The sequence below is a fragment of the Amorphus suaedae genome, assembly GCF_053629675.1.
The window spans coordinates 2253424-2268914 of the sequence record NZ_JBRJIT010000001.1 but is presented as its reverse complement, the minus strand read 5'-3'; the positions used below and the strand labels follow the sequence as shown (position 1 = coordinate 2268914).

Here is a 15491-nt window from a genome sequence, read left to right as displayed (position 1 = left end):
CATTCCTGCCGATATCGTGCACGCTTGTCCTGCGCGGCGCACGGTTCGTGCGAACGGTTGTCGTGCGGGCATGGCTTTGCACGCACGTTGCGGGCGAATGCGGCGACACTGGTTGCTTGAAGAATTGGCCGGCAGTTCGCTGCCGCGCCCCGCAACCGGGAGTCTGCCATGGGACCGTTTCCGCACGATGCCCCGCCCGCCGAGATCTCCAGGGAGAATCCGGCCGGTACCGATGGCTTCGAGTTCGTCGAGTTCGCGAGCGAAGAGCCCGAGGCGCTCGAAGCGCTGTTCGCGCGGATGGGCTTCGCTCCTGTCGCGCGGCACCGCAGCAAGCAGATCACCCTCTGGCGCCAGGGCGACGTGAACTACCTGCTCAACGCCGAACCGGGCAGCTTCGGCCGCCGCTTCGTCGAGGAGCACGGCCCCTGCGCGCCGTCGATGGCATGGCGGGTGGTCGACGCGCGGCACGCCTTCGATCATGCCGTCGCCCAGGGCGCCACCCCCTATACGGGCGACGACAAGAGCCTCGATGTGCCGGCGATCGTCGGCATCGGCGGCTCGCTGCTCTATTTCGTCGACACCTACGGCGAGAAGGGTTCGCCCTACGCGGCCGAGTTCGAGTGGCTCGGAGAGGCGGATCCGAAGCCGGAAGGCGTCGGCTTCTACTATCTCGATCACCTGACCCACAACGTCTATCGCGGCAACATGGACAAGTGGTGGGCCTTCTACCGCGAGCTGTTCGGCTTCACGCAGATCCACTTCTTCGACATCGAGGGCAAGCTCACCGGCCTCGTCAGCCGCGCGATCACCTCGCCGTGCGGCAAGATCCGCATTCCGCTCAACGAGTCCACCGACGACAAGAGCCAGATCGAGAGCTATCTGCGCAAATACCGCGGCGAGGGCATCCAGCACATCGCCGTGGGGACCGAAGCGATCTACGACGCCACCGATCGCCTCGCCGACAACGGCCTGCTGTTCATGCCCGGCCCGCCCGACACCTACTACGAGATGTCGTACGACCGGGTGAAGGGCCACGACGAGCCCATCGACCGGATGAAGACCCACGGGATCCTCATCGACGGCGAGGGGGTCGTGGGTGGCGGCGAGACGAAGATCCTGCTGCAGATCTTCTCCAAGACGGTGATCGGGCCGATCTTCTTCGAGTTCATCCAGCGCAAGGGCGACAACGGTTTCGGCGAGGGCAACTTCCGCGCGCTGTTCGAATCCATCGAGGAAGAACAGATCCGCAGCGGCGAGATCTCCGCGTCGGCCGCCGAGTAGTCTCCGCGCGCACCGGCCTGGCATTCACTGGTGACAGAAGCCCGAAGCCGTCGCTTCGGGCTTTTCCAGTTCGATGCGCCGGAGCACCGCCCGCCCGGGCGCGATTGCGCGGGGCGGTTGGAGACGTGTTTCCGCTCTCCCGGTGACATGCGATGCCCGTACGCGTCAGAAGGCGACCGCAGACGTCCTGGCGACGTCTGTCCTCTCCTGCCTCTCGTGAACACGTTCCGCCTATCCAGGGTGGAATCTTTTTGAACCGATCTTCCATCGGGTGTTAGCTGGCCGGATTGTTGATGTGAGTGTTCCGGAATGTTGCAGGCGCATTCTCCCGGGTCTGTTGGGGATGAAGCAGGAAGCAAAGTGCGCCTCAGGCGATCCCGCTTCCTTGGGGCGACTGTCACGATTGCCGCCGTCCTTGCCGCACTCCTGATCATCATATTTCTCGAACTTCTCGCTTACCTGCTTGAGGGTAAGGTGGTTCTGGGCCGATCGCGCGTCGAGGCCGCCGCGGCGGTCGCGCGGGGCGCCGACCAGGCGACCTTCTTCGTCCGACTGGCGGCCGGCGACGTTCGAATCATCGCCCAGGGCGATGCCCTCCGCAGCTACGCGGGTGGGGCGACGCGGGACTACGACGGTGTGAAGCGCGTCTTCCGGGCTTTCCTGGAGGCGAAGCCAACGATCACCCAGCTGCGTTTCCTGGACATTCGGGGCAACGAGGCCGTCCGGGTGGAACGGGTCGGGGACGCGGTGGTCACCGTGGCCCCTGACGACCTCCAACCCAAGGCCAACCGCTATTACTTCAAGGACGCCGTCGTTCTGCCGCCGGACGGGATCTACCTGTCGCCGCTGGACCTCAATGTCGAACACGGCAGCATCCAGGTTCCGTGGCAGCCCATGCTCCGGCTCGCGACGCCCGTGCTGACCCCGAGCGGTGAAACGGGCGGCGTCGTGGTCATGAACCTCGACGCCAGCAATCTCCTCTCCGCCATATCGGAAGTCCGCTTTGCCGAAACCGGCTCGATCGCGCTCCTCAACCCGTCGGGCTATTGGCTCGCCGGCGTGCCGCCGGAGAGGCTGTGGGGCTTCATGTTCGACAACGGGGAAACGCTCGCCCGGACGGACGCCGGCCTCTGGCGGACGATCGAAGAGACGGGCACCGGCGAGTTCGACTATCAGGATGGGCAATACGTCGTCGACACGGTCCGACCCGAGGCGCTTCTCTCCGTGGGGCCGGAGGGGGCGACGACTCATTCCGCGGATGCCAGGTGGATCGTGCTGGCCCGCGTGCCTGCCCGCCCCCCGTTTCTCACGGTTGAACGGTGGCCTCAGCTGCTGCTAACGCTCCTGGCATCGGTTCTCGTCGGTGTATTCTGCGCGCGCCTGATCCAGGCGCGCCGGCGGGCGGAGGCCGAAAAGCGCAAGTCGGCGGCGGAGTTGATACGGGTCGACAGGATGGCGAGTCTCGGCGGCCTTGTTGCGGGCATCGCCCACGAGTTGAACACGCCGTTGGGCAATGCCCTCAGCGTCAGCACGACGGTTTCAGAACGCGTCGACACCCTCACCGCCGATGTGCGCGAGGGGCGGATCCGGCGCTCGTCGCTGGAATCGCTCCTGAAGGATATTCGCGAAGGCACCGACCTCATGGTCCAGGGGCTCGGACGCGCCTCCGAGATCGTCCGGCACTTCAAGCAGGTGGCGGTCGACCAGGCGAGCGAACGCCGCCGGTCATTCCCTGTCGATCCGTACGTCGAGGACGTCGTCCATACGTTGCGTCCCCAATTCAAGGGTTCTGCCGTGGTCCTGGAGGCCGAGCCCGGATCCACGGCGGTTATCGACAGCTATCCGGGCGCGCTTGCGCAGGTCATCACCAATCTCGTCGCGAATGCACAGATCCATGCCTTCGCCCCCAACGAGGGCGGCCGCATCGCCATATCGACCCGCGACCTGCCTGATAGGGGAGTCGAAATCGACGTGAGGGACAATGGGGCGGGAATGTCCCCCGACGTTCTGGCCCACATGTTCGACCCCTTCTTCACCACCCGCCTTGGAACGGGCGGCAGCGGGCTCGGTTTGAGCATCGTCTACAACATCGTGACGGGCACGCTGGGGGGGACGATCTCGGCGCAAAGCCGGCTTCGGGAAGGCTCGGTCGTCAGCGTTCGCCTGCCGGCCTCCGCTCCCAGCGCCGGGACGCAATGGCGCCGCAGTGACTACGACGTCGAAAGGAGTGTCCATGCCCACTGATCCGGACATGCTGCAGATCGACGACGACGACGCGCCGCTGCCCCTTGCGTCCGCCTCGCCCTGGCAGGTGCTGATTGTCGATGACGACAAGGACGTCCATACGGCAACGGATTTCGTTCTCCGGGACGCGCAGGTTCTGGGACGCCCCATCGAGACGATTCATGCCCATTCGGGTGCGGAGGCGCGCGCGGTCGCGGCCCGGCACCCGGACATCGCCGTCGCCTTCATCGATGTGGTGATGGAGACTCCGGATGCGGGGCTGCAGCTGGTGCGCAGCCTGCGCGAAGCGGGCAGGCGCGACATGCGGATCGTGCTTCGAACGGGATACCCGGGCTATGCCCCGGAGATGTCGGTCATCACCGATTACGAGATCGACGACTATCGGACCAAGGACGAGCTGACGCGCACCCGGCTGCTGTCGGTGCTGACCGCCTCGATCCGCGCCTACGACCATATCTCAGCCATTGCCCGCAGCCGGACGGGCCTGGAGATGGTCATCGAAAGCTCTACCCAGCTGTTCCAGCGCCAGAACCTGGAGATCTTCTCGCAGGGCGTGCTCGTTCAGATCGGCGCGCTGCTCAGGGTGGAGCCGTCCGGCTTCGTCAGCGTCCAGGGGCTGGAGCGGACAAGGAGCAACTCCCTGATCGTCAGCGCGATCGGTGAGTTCTCCGCGATGATCGGCGACACGCTGTCGACGGTCGGGCCCGAGATCAACGGGCTCATCGACATCGCCCGCAAGCGGACCGATCCGCTGTTTCAGGACGGCTACATGGTGATGCACTTCACCAGCGAGACCGGCCGCGAGCTGTGTGCGGTGATGGAGACGCATCCCAACATCGAGGTGGCGGACCTCAGCCTGCTGCGCCTGTTCTGCACCAACATCTCCATCGGGTTCGAGAACCTGGCCCTGGTGGAAAAGCTCGACCGTCTCGCCTTCAACGACGTCGTTTTGGATGTCCCGAACATCAACGCCTTCGAGATGGCGTTGCGCAGGGCGATCAAGACGGCCAAGGGCGAGAAGCGGATGGCGCTGATTTCGATCGGTTCGTTTCAATCGATCGTGGCGGCATACGGAACGCATGTCGCCAACCGCCTGCTGGTCGACATCCATGTTCGGCTGTCGGAGTTCATTCCCGGCGCGACGCTGGCCATCGTGGGAGAGGCGACGTTCGGGCTGATCGCCGACAGGGACCTGCTGGATCCCGATCTGATCGCGCGCACGTTCGCGCATCCCTTCGAGGTGGGCGAAGTGGAGCTGGTCCCGACCGCGACCTCGGCGATCATGGATCTCGACGAACTGCCGGACGATGCCGCGAGCGCCCAGCGGATCGCGACCACGGCGCTCTTCCATATCCGGCAGGCACACGTCGGCGAAAGCGTCGTCTACGGCGCGGTGATGCAGAAGCAGGTCGAGCGAAAGCGGGTTCTTCAGGTCGGTCTGAAGGAAGCGCTCGCGAATGGGCAGGGGTTCGACGTCCACCTCCAGCCGAAGGTGGACCTGTCGTCCGGTGCGGTGCTCGGCGCGGAAGCACTGCTGCGCTGGAGGTGGGAGGGCGAAGCGGTTTCGCCGGCCGAGTTCATCCCCATCGCCGAGGTCTCGGGGCTCACCCAGTCCCTCACCGACCTGGTCTTCGAGAGGGTGGCCCGCTGGCTGCACAGCCACGATGAATCGGCCCGCCTTCCGGTCGCGATAAACCTGTCCATGGCCGATCTCAACCGGCCCGGATTCGCCGCCTGGGTCATGCGGCGGCTGAAGGACCTCGACATGTCCCCGAAGGATCTCGAGTTCGAGGTGACCGAGGGAATCGCGATGCAGAACGCCATGCGGGCGGTTCATCAGGTGAGCCAGCTCCACCGCGCCGGATTCCGCATCGCGCTCGACGATTTCGGCACCGGGTATGCCTCTCTCGGGCACTTCCGCCGGCTGCCGATCGACACGCTCAAGATCGACCGCAGCTTCGTCAGTCTGCTCGATGCGGGGTCGGCGCGGCGCAGCCTCGCGGCGATCGTGATCATGATGACCGACGCGCTCAACGTGGACTGCGTCGCGGAGGGGATCGAGACGGACGACCAGAAGCAGGCGCTGCTGTCCATCGGCTGCCGCATCGGCCAGGGCTTCCTGCTTGGCCGGCCAACGCCCATCGATCAGTTCGACCGAACGTTCCGTATCCGTGCCGCGCACTGACGCGGCGTTCGAGCGGGGAGGTGCGCACCTTCCGGCGCCCTGTTCATGCCCGTGGCGAATGGCTGCACGCCTCCAGACGGGTTGATGGTGTACGACCTCTTGGAACGCCACGAAGACGGGGTAGTGTGCGCCCCACACGACCCGTGTTTCCTCCCGAATCCCCAGGAAGCCTCATGACCGATCCCTGCGACCTGTCCGCCACCGACGCCCGCCGCCTCATCGGCGAGAAGACGCTTTCCCCGGTCGAACTGGTGGAAAGTTGCATCGCCCGGGTCGAGGCGGTCGATCCCGCGGTGAACGCGATGCCGGCCCGCGACTTCGAGCGCGCGCTCGACACGGCACGGAGCCACGAACACGCCGTGATGGCGGGAGACGCGCTCGGCGTCCTGCACGGCCTGCCGGTGGGCATCAAGGACATGGTCGACGTCGCCGGGCTGAAGACGACCTATGGCAGCCTTTCCTTCCGCGACAATGTCGCCGCGGCCGACGAAGGCCTCGTGGCGGACCTCCGCCGGGAAGGCGCCATCGTGCTGGGCAAGACCAACGTCCCGGAATGGAGCGCCGGCGGCAACTCGCGCAACGCCGTCTACGGCACCACCGGCAACCCGTTCGATCCGACCAAGTCGGCGGCCGGCTCGTCCGGCGGTTCGGCCGCGGCGCTCGCCACCGGGATGGTGCCGCTCGCGACGGGTTCCGATACGGGCGGCTCGCTGCGCAACCCGGCCTCGTTCTGCGGCGTCGTCGGCTTCCGCCCGACGCCGGGTCTCATCCCAGCCGAAAAGCGCGGGATGGCATGGCTGCAGCTGTCCACCCTCGGTCCGATGGCGCGCACGGTTCAGGACGCCGCGCTGCTGCTGTCGGTCATGGCGAAGCCGGACGCGCGCGATCCGCTGTCGCTGATCGCCCACGGCGCCGATGGCTATGCGCCCGAGCGCATGCGGGCTCTCGCTCCGATGGACCTCTCGGCGCTCAGGGTCGCGGTGTCGCCCGACTTCGGCTTCGCCCCGACGGAGGCAGCCATCGCGGAAGCGTTCCGGTCCAAGCTCGATCGGTTCCGCGTGGTGTTCGCGGCGGCCGACGACGCCCACCCCGACTGCACCGGCGCCGACGAGGCGTTCGAGCTGTTGCGGGCGGTCGCCTTCCTCGGCCCGCACCGGAAGATGGTGGCCGAAACCCCTGAGCTCGTCGGCGAAAACGTCCGTGCCAACGTCGAGGAGGGCCTTTCCTACTCGGCCGCCGATATCGCCCGAGGGTTCGAGCTCCAGACCGCGCTCTACCGCCGCTGGCAGGAGTTCTATCGCGACTACGACTTCGTGCTGACGCCGTCGGTCACCATGCGCCCCCGCGTGTGGACGGAGCTCTACCCGACCGAGATCGATGGCCGGCCGACCCGTACCTACTACCACTGGCTGGCAATGGCCTACGCGGCGACGCTGGCCGGTCATCCGGCGGTGTCGCTGCCGGTGGGCGTGGACGAGGACGGCATGCCGTTCGGCCTGCAGATCGTCGGGCCGCGCGGCGGCGACCTTGCCGTCCTGCGCATGGCGGCGACCCTGGAGCGCTATCTTGCCGCCGACGCCAAGACGGCGCGGCCCGTGCCCGACATCGCCGGCCTGACCTCGGCGCCGCCGATCGCCGAGATGCCCGGCTTCTATCCGTGAGGCTGTTAGGCGCAGAACGCGACGGAAACGGTCCCGGGCAGACGCCTCAGGCCGTGGAGAAGCGGTAGACGCTGACCTGCCGGTAGGGCGCGCCCGGTTCGACGCGGGCGGAGGGAAACGCCGGCCGGTTCGGGGCATCCGGAAAGCGGCCCGGCTCCAGGCAGAAGCCGTCCGACAGCGCCACCAGCTCGGGCGGCCCGCCCTCTTCGGCGGGCGAAAGCAGCGCGCCGGAGTAGACCTGCAGGCCAACCTCGGTCGTCAGCACCTCCAGTGTCCGGCCGGAGGTGGCCTCCTCGACGCGGGCCGCCAGGCGCGGCTCGTCCGCCGTCTCACGCCCCAGCACGAAACAGTGGTCGAAGCCGCGCGCGCTGCGGATCTGCTCGTCCTCCGTTCCGCGCACCGCGTCGGCAAAGCGCGTCGGCGCGCGCAGGTCGAAGGGAGTGCCGGCCACGTCGCGGCCCTCGCCCGTCGGCAGGCGGTCGCCGTCGCCGGGCAGGAACGCGTCGGCGGACACTTCGATGCGATGATCGAGGATCGGGCCGTCGCCCCGAAGGTTGAAGTACGCGTGGTTGGTCATGCTGACGACGGTTGGCCGGTCGGTCCTCGCCTCGTAGGTGAGCGTCAGTTCGCCCGGCCCGGTGAGCGCATAGGTCGCCGTCACCTCCAGCCGGCCCGGAAAGCCGCCATCGCCGTCGGGTGAGACGAGCGCGAAGGTGGCAAACGGACAGGGCGTGTCGCCGGTCTCCACGAGCTGCCAGTTCTGCGTGTGGAAGCCGTGCGATCCGCCGTGCAGGCAGTTGGCTCCGAGATTGGCTTCCAGGGCGTGACGGGTCCCGTCGAGTTCGAAGCTGGCGTTGCCGATGCGGTTGGCGTAGCGGCCGATGGTGGCGCCGCTGACCGCCGGGCGCGCGGCCTTGCTCTCCAGGTCGGTGAAGCCGCGCACGACCTCCCCCATCCGGCCGGCGCGGTCCGGCGCGCGCAGGCTGCCGATGGCGGCTCCCAGCGTGATCACCGTCGCCGAAATCCCGTCGCCTTCAAGATCGACGGCCTCGATCGGGGTGCCGTCGGAGAGTGTGCCGAACGTCCGGACGGTCGCTGTCATGGGGTCACTCGATCCAGGCCGTATGGGGGGAGGCGGCGGCGCAGAAGGCGGCCGCGCTTTCGCGGGCCTGCTCGACCACCACCCGCACCAGGTCCGTGGCCGTGACGGTCTGGTAGGTGGCGATGATCGGCATCGGCGGGAAGCGCTTCGACACGGCGATCGGATGGATCAGGCCGGCGGAGATCTCGCGCTCGATGGTCACGGTCGGGATCGCGCCGACGCCGAAGCCCCGGATGATCAGGTTGATGATCGCGAACAGCGAGTTGGAGCTGGTGAGCGTCGAGGCGAGCACCCGCTCGTCCTGGAAATAGGGCGCGATCTGCCGGTAGGGCGGCGTGTCCTTGGGGAAGGTGACGATGGGCATGCGGGCGAGGTCGTCGACGCTGTAGGTACGGCCGACGTCGATGAGATCGGGCGAGCCCGCCCACACCATCTCCAGCACGCAGGTCACGAAGGAGCGGAAGTTCTCGCCGATCACCGGATCGATGCCGAAGATGATGTCATATTCGCCGCGCTCCATGCCTTCCACCAGCAGCTTGGTGCCTTCGACCGCCACGTCGATCTTCAGCGTCGGCATCACCTGATGCAGGGAATCGACGAGGTTGGGCATGAACGTCGAGGCGACGGAATCGATCGCGCCGATGCGCACGGCCCGCGCTTCGCCGCCCGAGCCCTCGGTAAGGCTCCCGGTCAGTTCCTGCAGCGTGTCGAGGACGAGCTGGAAGCTCTGTAGCGCCTTTTCCCCGGCGGGTGTCAGGCGGAACGTCCGGTCGCCGCGCTCGATCAGCCGCGCGCCGAACTCCTGCTCCAGCGCGGCGAGGCGCGCCGAGATGGCCGGCTGGGAGGTGTTGAGGAGCTCGGCGGTGCGGCCGAAATGCCGGGTGCGGACGAGAACGACGAAGGTGTTGATGTCCACGATGCGCATGCGCGCGATCTTAGACTCGATTCCGCCGATTGGCGCAGCCCCGCTGCGCGCCGGCCCCCCGGCGCGCGCGCTCACCCCGCGATCATGACATGGCGGGCCTGGGTGTAGTCGATCAGCGACTGCATCGACAGGTCCGAGCCGTAGCCGGAGTTCTTGGTGCCGCCGTGGGGCATCTCGGTGGCGAACACGCCATGGGTGTTGACCCAGGTGACGCCGTAGTCGAGGGCGTTGGCGATGCCCATCGCGGCCTTCGCGTCGCGCGACCAGACCGAGGAGGCAAGTCCGTATTCGGAGGCGTTCGCCCAGGAAAGCGCCGTCTCCGGCGTGTCGAACGGGGTGATGGTGACCACTGGCCCGAACACCTCCTTCTGGACGATTTCCGCCTCGATCGGCGCGGCGACGAGGGTCGGCGCATGATAGAAGCCGTCGCCCTCGGGCGTGGTGCCGCCGCAGACGATGTCGGCACCCTCCGTGCGGGCGCGATCGACGAAGCCGGCCACGCGCTCCTGCTGGCGCCTGGAGATCACCGGGCCGAACTCCACGTCGTCCCGCTCCGGGGCCCCGTAGACGAGGCTCTCCACCATGCCGCTCATCTTGTCCGTGAGCTCCTGCACGATGGTCTTGTCGGCAAGGACGCGGCAGGCGGCGGTGCAGTCCTGGCCGGCGTTGTAGAAGCTCGCCTCGCGCAGCGTCTCGACGAGGCTGTCGAGATCGGCATCGGCGAGAACGATCACCGGCGCCTTGCCGCCGAGTTCCAGGTGCGTGCGCTTGATGCGCTCGCCGGCCGCCGCCTGAAGGACGGAGCGGCCCGTGCGCACGTCGCCGGTGAGCGAGATCATCCGCACGAGCGGGTGCGAGATCAGCCGGTGGCCGACGTCGGCGCCGTTGCCGCAGATGACGTTCACCACGCCGTCCGGCAGGCTTTCGGCGAGGATCGGTGCCAGCCGGAGGAGGCTCAGCGGTGTGTTCTCCGACGGCTTGATCACCACGGTGTTTCCGGCGGCGATCGCGGGTGCGATCTTCCAGGCGGCCATCAGCAGCGGATAGTTCCAGGGCGCGATGGAGGCGATCACGCCGATCGGGTCGCGGCGCAGCACGCTCGTCATGGCGGCGGAGCGGTAGCCGTTGGCGGCGATGCCGGGGACGTTGCGCACGGCGGTCGCGAAGAAGCGGAACACGTCGGCGACGTTCATCAGTTCGCCGGCCTCGACGTAGCGGCGCGGCTTGCCGGTGTTGAGCGACTCCACCTCCGCAAGGCTCTTGGCCTCGGCCTCGATGCGGTCGGCGATGGTGAGAAGCGCGCGGCTGCGTTCCTTGGGCGTGGTCCGCCGCCAGCCGGCAAAGGCGGCCTGGGCGGTCTCCACTGCCTGGTCGATCTGGCCGGCACTGGCCGAGGCGACCTCGGCGAGCGGGGTGCCGCGCGCGGGGTCGAAGGCGGTCTCCACGGCGCCGTCGCCGGCCACGAAGGCGCCGTTGACGAACAGGCGGGTCTCGAAGGTGCTCATGGCGTTTCCCTTGGTCGTTGGGCCGGCCGGGAGTGGACCCGGCCGCCGGTCATTCTGCGCCGTCGGCAATCACGCGGATGCGGCCGGGATCGATGGCGAGGCCGACGGCGTCGCCGCGCTCGAACGGCACGTCGTTGGGCGCGAGCACGCGCACCTCCTGCTCGCCGACGCGCACCACGTAGCGGTTGCGCGCGCCGAGGTATACGCGGGTGCGCACCGATCCCTTGAACGCATGCGCATCGTCGGGAGCCACGAGCGCGATGTCCTCCTGGCGCATGGCGAGGGTGACGGGTTCGCCGCGCGCGGCCTCCGTCGCGCCCACGGTCACCCGCTGGCCGTCGGCGAGCGTCGCCACCGGACCCTCGTCCGCGTCGGCGAGCGTGGCCGGCAGCAGGTTCGCCGCCCCCAGGAAGCTCGATGCGAAGCGCGTCGCCGGATGCGCGTAGATCTCGGCGGGCGCGCCCTCCTGCTCGATGCGTCCCTTGTTGATCAGCACGATGCGGTCCGACAGGCTCAGCGCCTCCTCCTGGTCGTGGGTCACGAACAGGGTGGTCAGGCCCAGGCGCTTGTGGATTTCGATCAGCTCGACCTGCATGTCCTCGCGCAGGCGGGCGTCGAGGTTGGAGAGCGGCTCGTCGAGCAGCAGCACCTGCGGCTTCGAGACGATGGCGCGCGCCAGCGCGACGCGCTGCTGCTGGCCACCGGAAAGCTGGGTCGGCTTGCGGTCGGCCATCTGGCCCAGATGGACCGTCTCCAGCGCCTCGCGCACGCGCTCGTGCTGGTCCTCGCGCGCACCGATGCGGCGCATGCGCAGCGGGAAACGCACGTTCTCGGCGACGGTGAGGTGCGGCAGCAGCGCGTAGGACTGGAACATCATCGCGATGTCGCGGCGTTCCGGCGGCAGTCCGGTAACGTCCTCGCCGCCGATCATCACCCGGCCCGAGGTCGGTGCCTCCAGCCCCGCGACGGTGCGCAGCAGCGTGGTCTTGCCGCAACCGGACGCCCCGAGCAGGCTGACGAACTCGCCCTCGGCGATCGCCAGCGACACGCCGTGCAGGACCTCGACGGGGCCGAAGGACTTTCTGATGTCGGTGAGGGTGACGTCGGCCATGGGCGGTCAGGGGCTCACGCGTTGGAGAAGCGCTGCAGCCCGAGGACCCGGTCGATCACGAGGATCAGCAGGATCGTCAGGCCGATCATGATGGTGGAGACGGCGGCGACCGAGGGGTCGGGGCTGAACTCGAGCTGGCCGTAGATCTGGACGGGCAGGGTGGTAAGCCCCGGCCGGCGCAGGAACAGCGACAGGACCGCCTCGTCGAAGGAGATGTTGAAGGCGAAGAAGGCGCCGGCGGCCAGCCCGGGGAGGCACTGGGGCAGCACCACCAGCCACAGCCGGCGGATGCGGTTGGCGCCCATCGTCTGGGCGGCCTCCTCCAGGAAGGGATCCGCCTCCGACAGCACCGCAAGCGTCGTGCGGACCACGTAGGGCGTGGTGACCACGGTGTGGCCGATCCACAGCGTCACCACCGAAACCGTACCGAAGATCGCGCTCCACAGCATCAGCATGCCGATGGCGTAGATGATGGTCGGCAGCACCAGCGGCGACAGGAAGAAGGTGGCGAGCGCCCCGGAACCCGGCAGCGCGCGGCGGTTGATGCCGATCGCCGCCATGCAGCCGATGACGCTCGCCGACAGGGTGACGAGGATCGCCACCTGCAGGCTGATCCAGGCGGAACCGACATAGGCGTCGGAGGAGAGCACTTCCCGGTACCAGCGCAGCGAGAAGCCGGACGGCGGAAAGGCGATGAACTGGCTTTCCGAAACCGAAACTCCGATCACCACCACCAGCGGGGCCAGCAGCAGGATCGCGGTCAGGACCACGAAGACGATGCCGGATATCCGCAGCCAGCCGGGAACCGCCCTAACCATTGCGGCCTCCCGACAGGCGCGCGTAGGGCACGAGCACGAGCAGCACGCCGAGGAACAGGATCACCGCCTGGGCCGCCGCGAACGGCCAGTCGAGGGTCTGGGTGACGGAGCGATAGATCGACGTCGCCAGCACCTGGATCCGCGAGCCGCCGAGCAGGTTCGGGGTCACGAAAGAGCTTGCCGACAGGGTGAAGACGAGCAGCGAGCCGGCGACGATGCCGGGCAGCGACAGCGGCAGCACGACGGTGCGCACGGTGGTCAGGAAGCTGCAGCCCATGGTGCGGGCGACTTCCTCCAGGCGCGGGTCGATGCGGGTGATGACGCCGAGGATCGACAGCGTCATGAACGGCAGGAGCACCTGCACCATGCCGATCACAATGGCGGCCTCGGTGTGCATGAGCGAGAAGCTGCGGCCGACCAGGTCGAGGTCGCGCAGGATGTCGGAGACGAGGCCGCTGCGGCCCAGAAGCACCATCCAGCCGAAGGTTCGCACCACCACGCTGGTCATCAGCGGCAGGATGACCATCAGCACGAGCAGCAGCCGCAGGCGGCGTCCGACGTGGGCCATGATGTAGGCGAGCGGAAAGCCGATCGCGGTGCAGATGGCGGTGATGACGATGGACAGGCGGACGGTGCGCCAGAGCACGCCGAGATAATAGGAATCGGTCAGGAAGCGCGTGAAGTGGGCGAGCGTCGGCCCGTTGTCGCCGTGCACCGACAGCACCAGCATCTGGGCGATGGGCACGAAGAAGGCGAGAGCCAGGAGCAGCAGCCCGGGCAGCACCAGTACGATGTTCTCGGTGCGGTCGCTCATGGCCTCAGGGTCGCTGGTGCGCCGGGTTCGCGGGGAAGGTCGGAGGGGGCGGCGCGCCGGTCGCGGCCGCCCCCGTTGGTCTGCCCTAGCGGGCGATCGTGCGGTTCCACTGGTCGACCCAGGCCGACCGGTTCGCCTCGATGACGGTCGGGTCGAAGCGCAGCAGCCCCTTCACGCCCTCTTCACCGTAGGCGAGGTCGCCGGCGACGTCATCGGACACCTCCACCTTGGCGTTGGTCGGGGAGTAGCGCAGCTCGGTCGCCATGCAGGCCTGGGCGTCCGGCGAGATCTCCATGTCGATGAACTTCAGCGACAGGTCGCGGTTCGGCCGGCCTTCGACCAGGTTGGCGGTGATGAAGCTCGCCGGGGTGCCCTCCGCACCCTGCACGAACTTCGCCGGCAGCCCGGCCTTGCGCAGGGTGTAGGCGTAATCGGAGGCGTAGGCCGCCAGCCAGGCGTCGTTCTGGGCAAACTCCTGCTGGATCTCCGGCGAGGTGGAGACGACGATGGCGCCGTTCTCGAGCAGCTTGCTCACGGCGTCGAGACCGGGCTGGATGTTCTCCAGCGAACCGCCCTCGGCCTTGTTGAGCATCAGGAAGCCCAGCATGCCATAGCCGTTGGAGATGTCGGTGAGCACGACGTGCTCGGCGAATGCCGGGTCGAGCAGGTCTTTCCAGCTCGCCGGGGCCTTCGGAGCGTCCTCGCTGTTGTACAGGAGCCCGATGACGGCGATCGAGTAGGCCGGACCCTCGCCCTTGGCGAGGCCCTGCTTGGCGAAGTCGTAGAGGTCGGCGGCGTTGGTCAGCTCGCCGTCCTTGATCGGCGACAGCAGCCCTTCCTTGGCGCCGACGATCTCCTGGCCGCCGGAGAAGTGGATCACGTCGAACTGCGGCGCATCCTTCTGGGCGCGCAGCTGGGCGAACGCATCCGCGGAGTAGGCGGTGACGATCTGGACCGTCGCGCCGGTCGCCTTCTCGAACGGGTCGATGATGCACTTGCGGTGGGCCGTCTCGTAGGCGCCGCCGAACGAATTGATGGTGATCGACTGCGCCTGGGCAAGCGCGGTGCCGGCGACGAGCGCCGTTGCGGCGGTGGCCGTGAGTTTCGCGAACCTGTTCATGACTCTCCTCCAGTCGGTTTCGAAGAATTCCGGAGCGGTTCCGCGTCGGGGCAGGGGGCCGGACGCGGAACCGTCGCTGTCATTCCAATTCGGCGGCGGCATTGCCCGGCCCCTCTTGCGCGCCGGGATCCGCTGCCTTCCCCTCGTCCCGGCGGCGTGTTGGCCGCCGGGGAGTGCGTCAGGCGCGGCGGCCGATCTCGACCGTCTTGATGCCTTCCTTGCGGATCAGCCGGCACTGCTCGGCGAGCGCGTCGAGCCCCTCGGTGACGCGGCCGAAATAGGTGCACGGGATCCAGCCCGTCGGGCCGAAGGTGCGGCCGCCGGCGGCGTAGAACATGCCGATCTCCCAGAACTCGTCCGGGTCGATCTTGAAGAAGTTCTTCGGCTGATAGAACCACAGAAGCTCGCCCGGATCGGGAAGGACCGTCTGGTTCTCCGGCGGCAGGCTGAGCGGGTCGAAGGTCTGGTTCTCCTTCGGCAGCCCCATCATGATCTCGGGACCCGAGAAGATGGCATGGCTCGCCGGCACGGAGATCGGCTTTTCAAGCGCGCCCCACAGGGCCTCGCAGGTCTTCGGGGCGGTTTCCCAATAAAGGGTGATGATGCCCTCGACGCCCGCTTCGACGAATTTGATGTAGAGACTGCGGTCCATAAGCGCTCCTTCATTGGCCGAAGGTCCATAGTCTGCGCGCTTTTCAGGCCACGTCTAATTGCAATATCAAATC

At 67.7% G+C, this 15491-nt stretch carries 12 protein-coding genes; 4 read left to right on the top strand and 8 right to left on the bottom strand.

The window, feature by feature from the left end; all coding sequences use genetic code 11:
• The first annotated feature begins 168 nt into the window (after nucleotides 1–168).
• The 4 genes from hppD to AB7M35_RS10170 all read left to right on the top strand — a co-directional run bounded on the left by hppD (nucleotide 169) and on the right by AB7M35_RS10170 (nucleotide 7371).
• On the top strand, nucleotides 169–1281 hold the full coding sequence (gene hppD / locus AB7M35_RS10185) for a 4-hydroxyphenylpyruvate dioxygenase (RefSeq protein ID WP_453959407.1): 1113 nt from the start codon (nucleotides 169–171) through the stop codon (nucleotides 1279–1281).
• Between the two features lie 309 nt (nucleotides 1282–1590).
• Nucleotides 1591–3525 (top strand): sensor histidine kinase, encoded by a 1935-nt coding sequence (locus AB7M35_RS10180; protein WP_453959405.1) that lies wholly within the window; start codon nucleotides 1591–1593, stop codon nucleotides 3523–3525.
• A complete protein-coding gene (locus AB7M35_RS10175; protein ID WP_453959403.1) occupies nucleotides 3515–5710 on the top strand; it encodes a GGDEF/EAL domain-containing response regulator in 2196 nt (731 codons plus the stop codon). Before AB7M35_RS10180 ends, AB7M35_RS10175 begins: the two co-directional genes overlap by 11 nt.
• A gap of 173 nt (nucleotides 5711–5883) precedes the next feature.
• Nucleotides 5884–7371, top strand: a complete 1488-nt coding sequence (locus AB7M35_RS10170) for an amidase (protein ID WP_453959400.1) — start codon at nucleotides 5884–5886, stop codon at nucleotides 7369–7371.
• A gap of 46 nt (nucleotides 7372–7417) precedes the next feature.
• Here the strand turns inward: AB7M35_RS10170 and AB7M35_RS10165 are convergent, their stop codons facing one another.
• From AB7M35_RS10165 to AB7M35_RS10130, 8 genes are all read right to left on the bottom strand, one after another.
• The gene (locus AB7M35_RS10165; RefSeq protein WP_453959398.1) at nucleotides 7418–8473 is read right to left on the bottom strand and encodes an aldose epimerase family protein; all 1056 of its coding nucleotides are present in this window, start codon (nucleotides 8471–8473) and stop codon (nucleotides 7418–7420) included.
• Between the two features lie 4 nt (nucleotides 8474–8477).
• A complete protein-coding gene (locus tag AB7M35_RS10160) occupies nucleotides 8478–9398 on the bottom strand; it encodes a LysR family transcriptional regulator (RefSeq protein ID WP_453959396.1) in 921 nt (306 codons plus the stop codon).
• A 71-nt stretch (nucleotides 9399–9469) separates the two neighbouring features.
• Entirely contained in the window at nucleotides 9470–10903 is a 1434-nt protein-coding gene (locus AB7M35_RS10155; protein WP_453959394.1) for an aminobutyraldehyde dehydrogenase, read from the bottom strand.
• Nucleotides 10904–10952: 49 nt separating this feature from the next.
• On the bottom strand, nucleotides 10953–12014 hold the full coding sequence (locus tag AB7M35_RS10150) for an ABC transporter ATP-binding protein (RefSeq protein ID WP_453959392.1): 1062 nt from the start codon (nucleotides 12012–12014) through the stop codon (nucleotides 10953–10955).
• 14 nt (nucleotides 12015–12028) lie between these two features.
• A complete protein-coding gene (locus tag AB7M35_RS10145; protein ID WP_453959389.1) occupies nucleotides 12029–12832 on the bottom strand; it encodes an ABC transporter permease in 804 nt (267 codons plus the stop codon).
• Nucleotides 12825–13646 (bottom strand): ABC transporter permease, encoded by an 822-nt coding sequence (locus AB7M35_RS10140; protein ID WP_453959386.1) that lies wholly within the window; start codon nucleotides 13644–13646, stop codon nucleotides 12825–12827. Before AB7M35_RS10140 ends, AB7M35_RS10145 begins: the two co-directional genes overlap by 8 nt.
• 85 nt (nucleotides 13647–13731) lie before the next feature.
• Nucleotides 13732–14766 carry an ABC transporter substrate-binding protein gene (locus AB7M35_RS10135; protein WP_453959384.1) on the bottom strand — a complete coding sequence of 345 codons (1035 nt, stop codon included), beginning with the start codon at nucleotides 14764–14766 and terminating at the stop codon, nucleotides 13732–13734.
• A 178-nt stretch (nucleotides 14767–14944) separates the two neighbouring features.
• Nucleotides 14945–15418, bottom strand: coding sequence for a DUF3830 family protein (locus tag AB7M35_RS10130; RefSeq protein ID WP_453959382.1), 474 nt, complete (start codon nucleotides 15416–15418; stop codon nucleotides 14945–14947).
• Nucleotides 15419–15491: the final 73 nt, after the last annotated feature.

What these genes read in the sequence shown, in the direction of transcription:
- AB7M35_RS10165 (WP_453959398.1), bottom strand. Translation starts at nt 8,473, where the DNA reads ATGACAGCGACCGTCCGGACGTTCGGCACACTCTCCGACGGCACCCCG.
- AB7M35_RS10160 (WP_453959396.1), bottom strand. Translation starts at nt 9,398, where the DNA reads ATGCGCATCGTGGACATCAACACCTTCGTCGTTCTCGTCCGCACCCGG.
- AB7M35_RS10175 (WP_453959403.1), top strand. Translation starts at nt 3,515, where the DNA reads ATGCCCACTGATCCGGACATGCTGCAGATCGACGACGACGACGCGCCG.
- AB7M35_RS10130 (WP_453959382.1), bottom strand. Translation starts at nt 15,418, where the DNA reads ATGGACCGCAGTCTCTACATCAAATTCGTCGAAGCGGGCGTCGAGGGC.
- AB7M35_RS10180 (WP_453959405.1), top strand. Translation starts at nt 1,591, where the DNA reads ATGTTGCAGGCGCATTCTCCCGGGTCTGTTGGGGATGAAGCAGGAAGC.
- AB7M35_RS10155 (WP_453959394.1), bottom strand. Translation starts at nt 10,903, where the DNA reads ATGAGCACCTTCGAGACCCGCCTGTTCGTCAACGGCGCCTTCGTGGCC.
- AB7M35_RS10140 (WP_453959386.1), bottom strand. Translation starts at nt 13,646, where the DNA reads ATGAGCGACCGCACCGAGAACATCGTACTGGTGCTGCCCGGGCTGCTG.
- AB7M35_RS10145 (WP_453959389.1), bottom strand. Translation starts at nt 12,832, where the DNA reads ATGGTTAGGGCGGTTCCCGGCTGGCTGCGGATATCCGGCATCGTCTTC.
- AB7M35_RS10170 (WP_453959400.1), top strand. Translation starts at nt 5,884, where the DNA reads ATGACCGATCCCTGCGACCTGTCCGCCACCGACGCCCGCCGCCTCATC.
- AB7M35_RS10135 (WP_453959384.1), bottom strand. Translation starts at nt 14,766, where the DNA reads ATGAACAGGTTCGCGAAACTCACGGCCACCGCCGCAACGGCGCTCGTC.
- AB7M35_RS10150 (WP_453959392.1), bottom strand. Translation starts at nt 12,014, where the DNA reads ATGGCCGACGTCACCCTCACCGACATCAGAAAGTCCTTCGGCCCCGTC.
- hppD (WP_453959407.1), top strand. Translation starts at nt 169, where the DNA reads ATGGGACCGTTTCCGCACGATGCCCCGCCCGCCGAGATCTCCAGGGAG.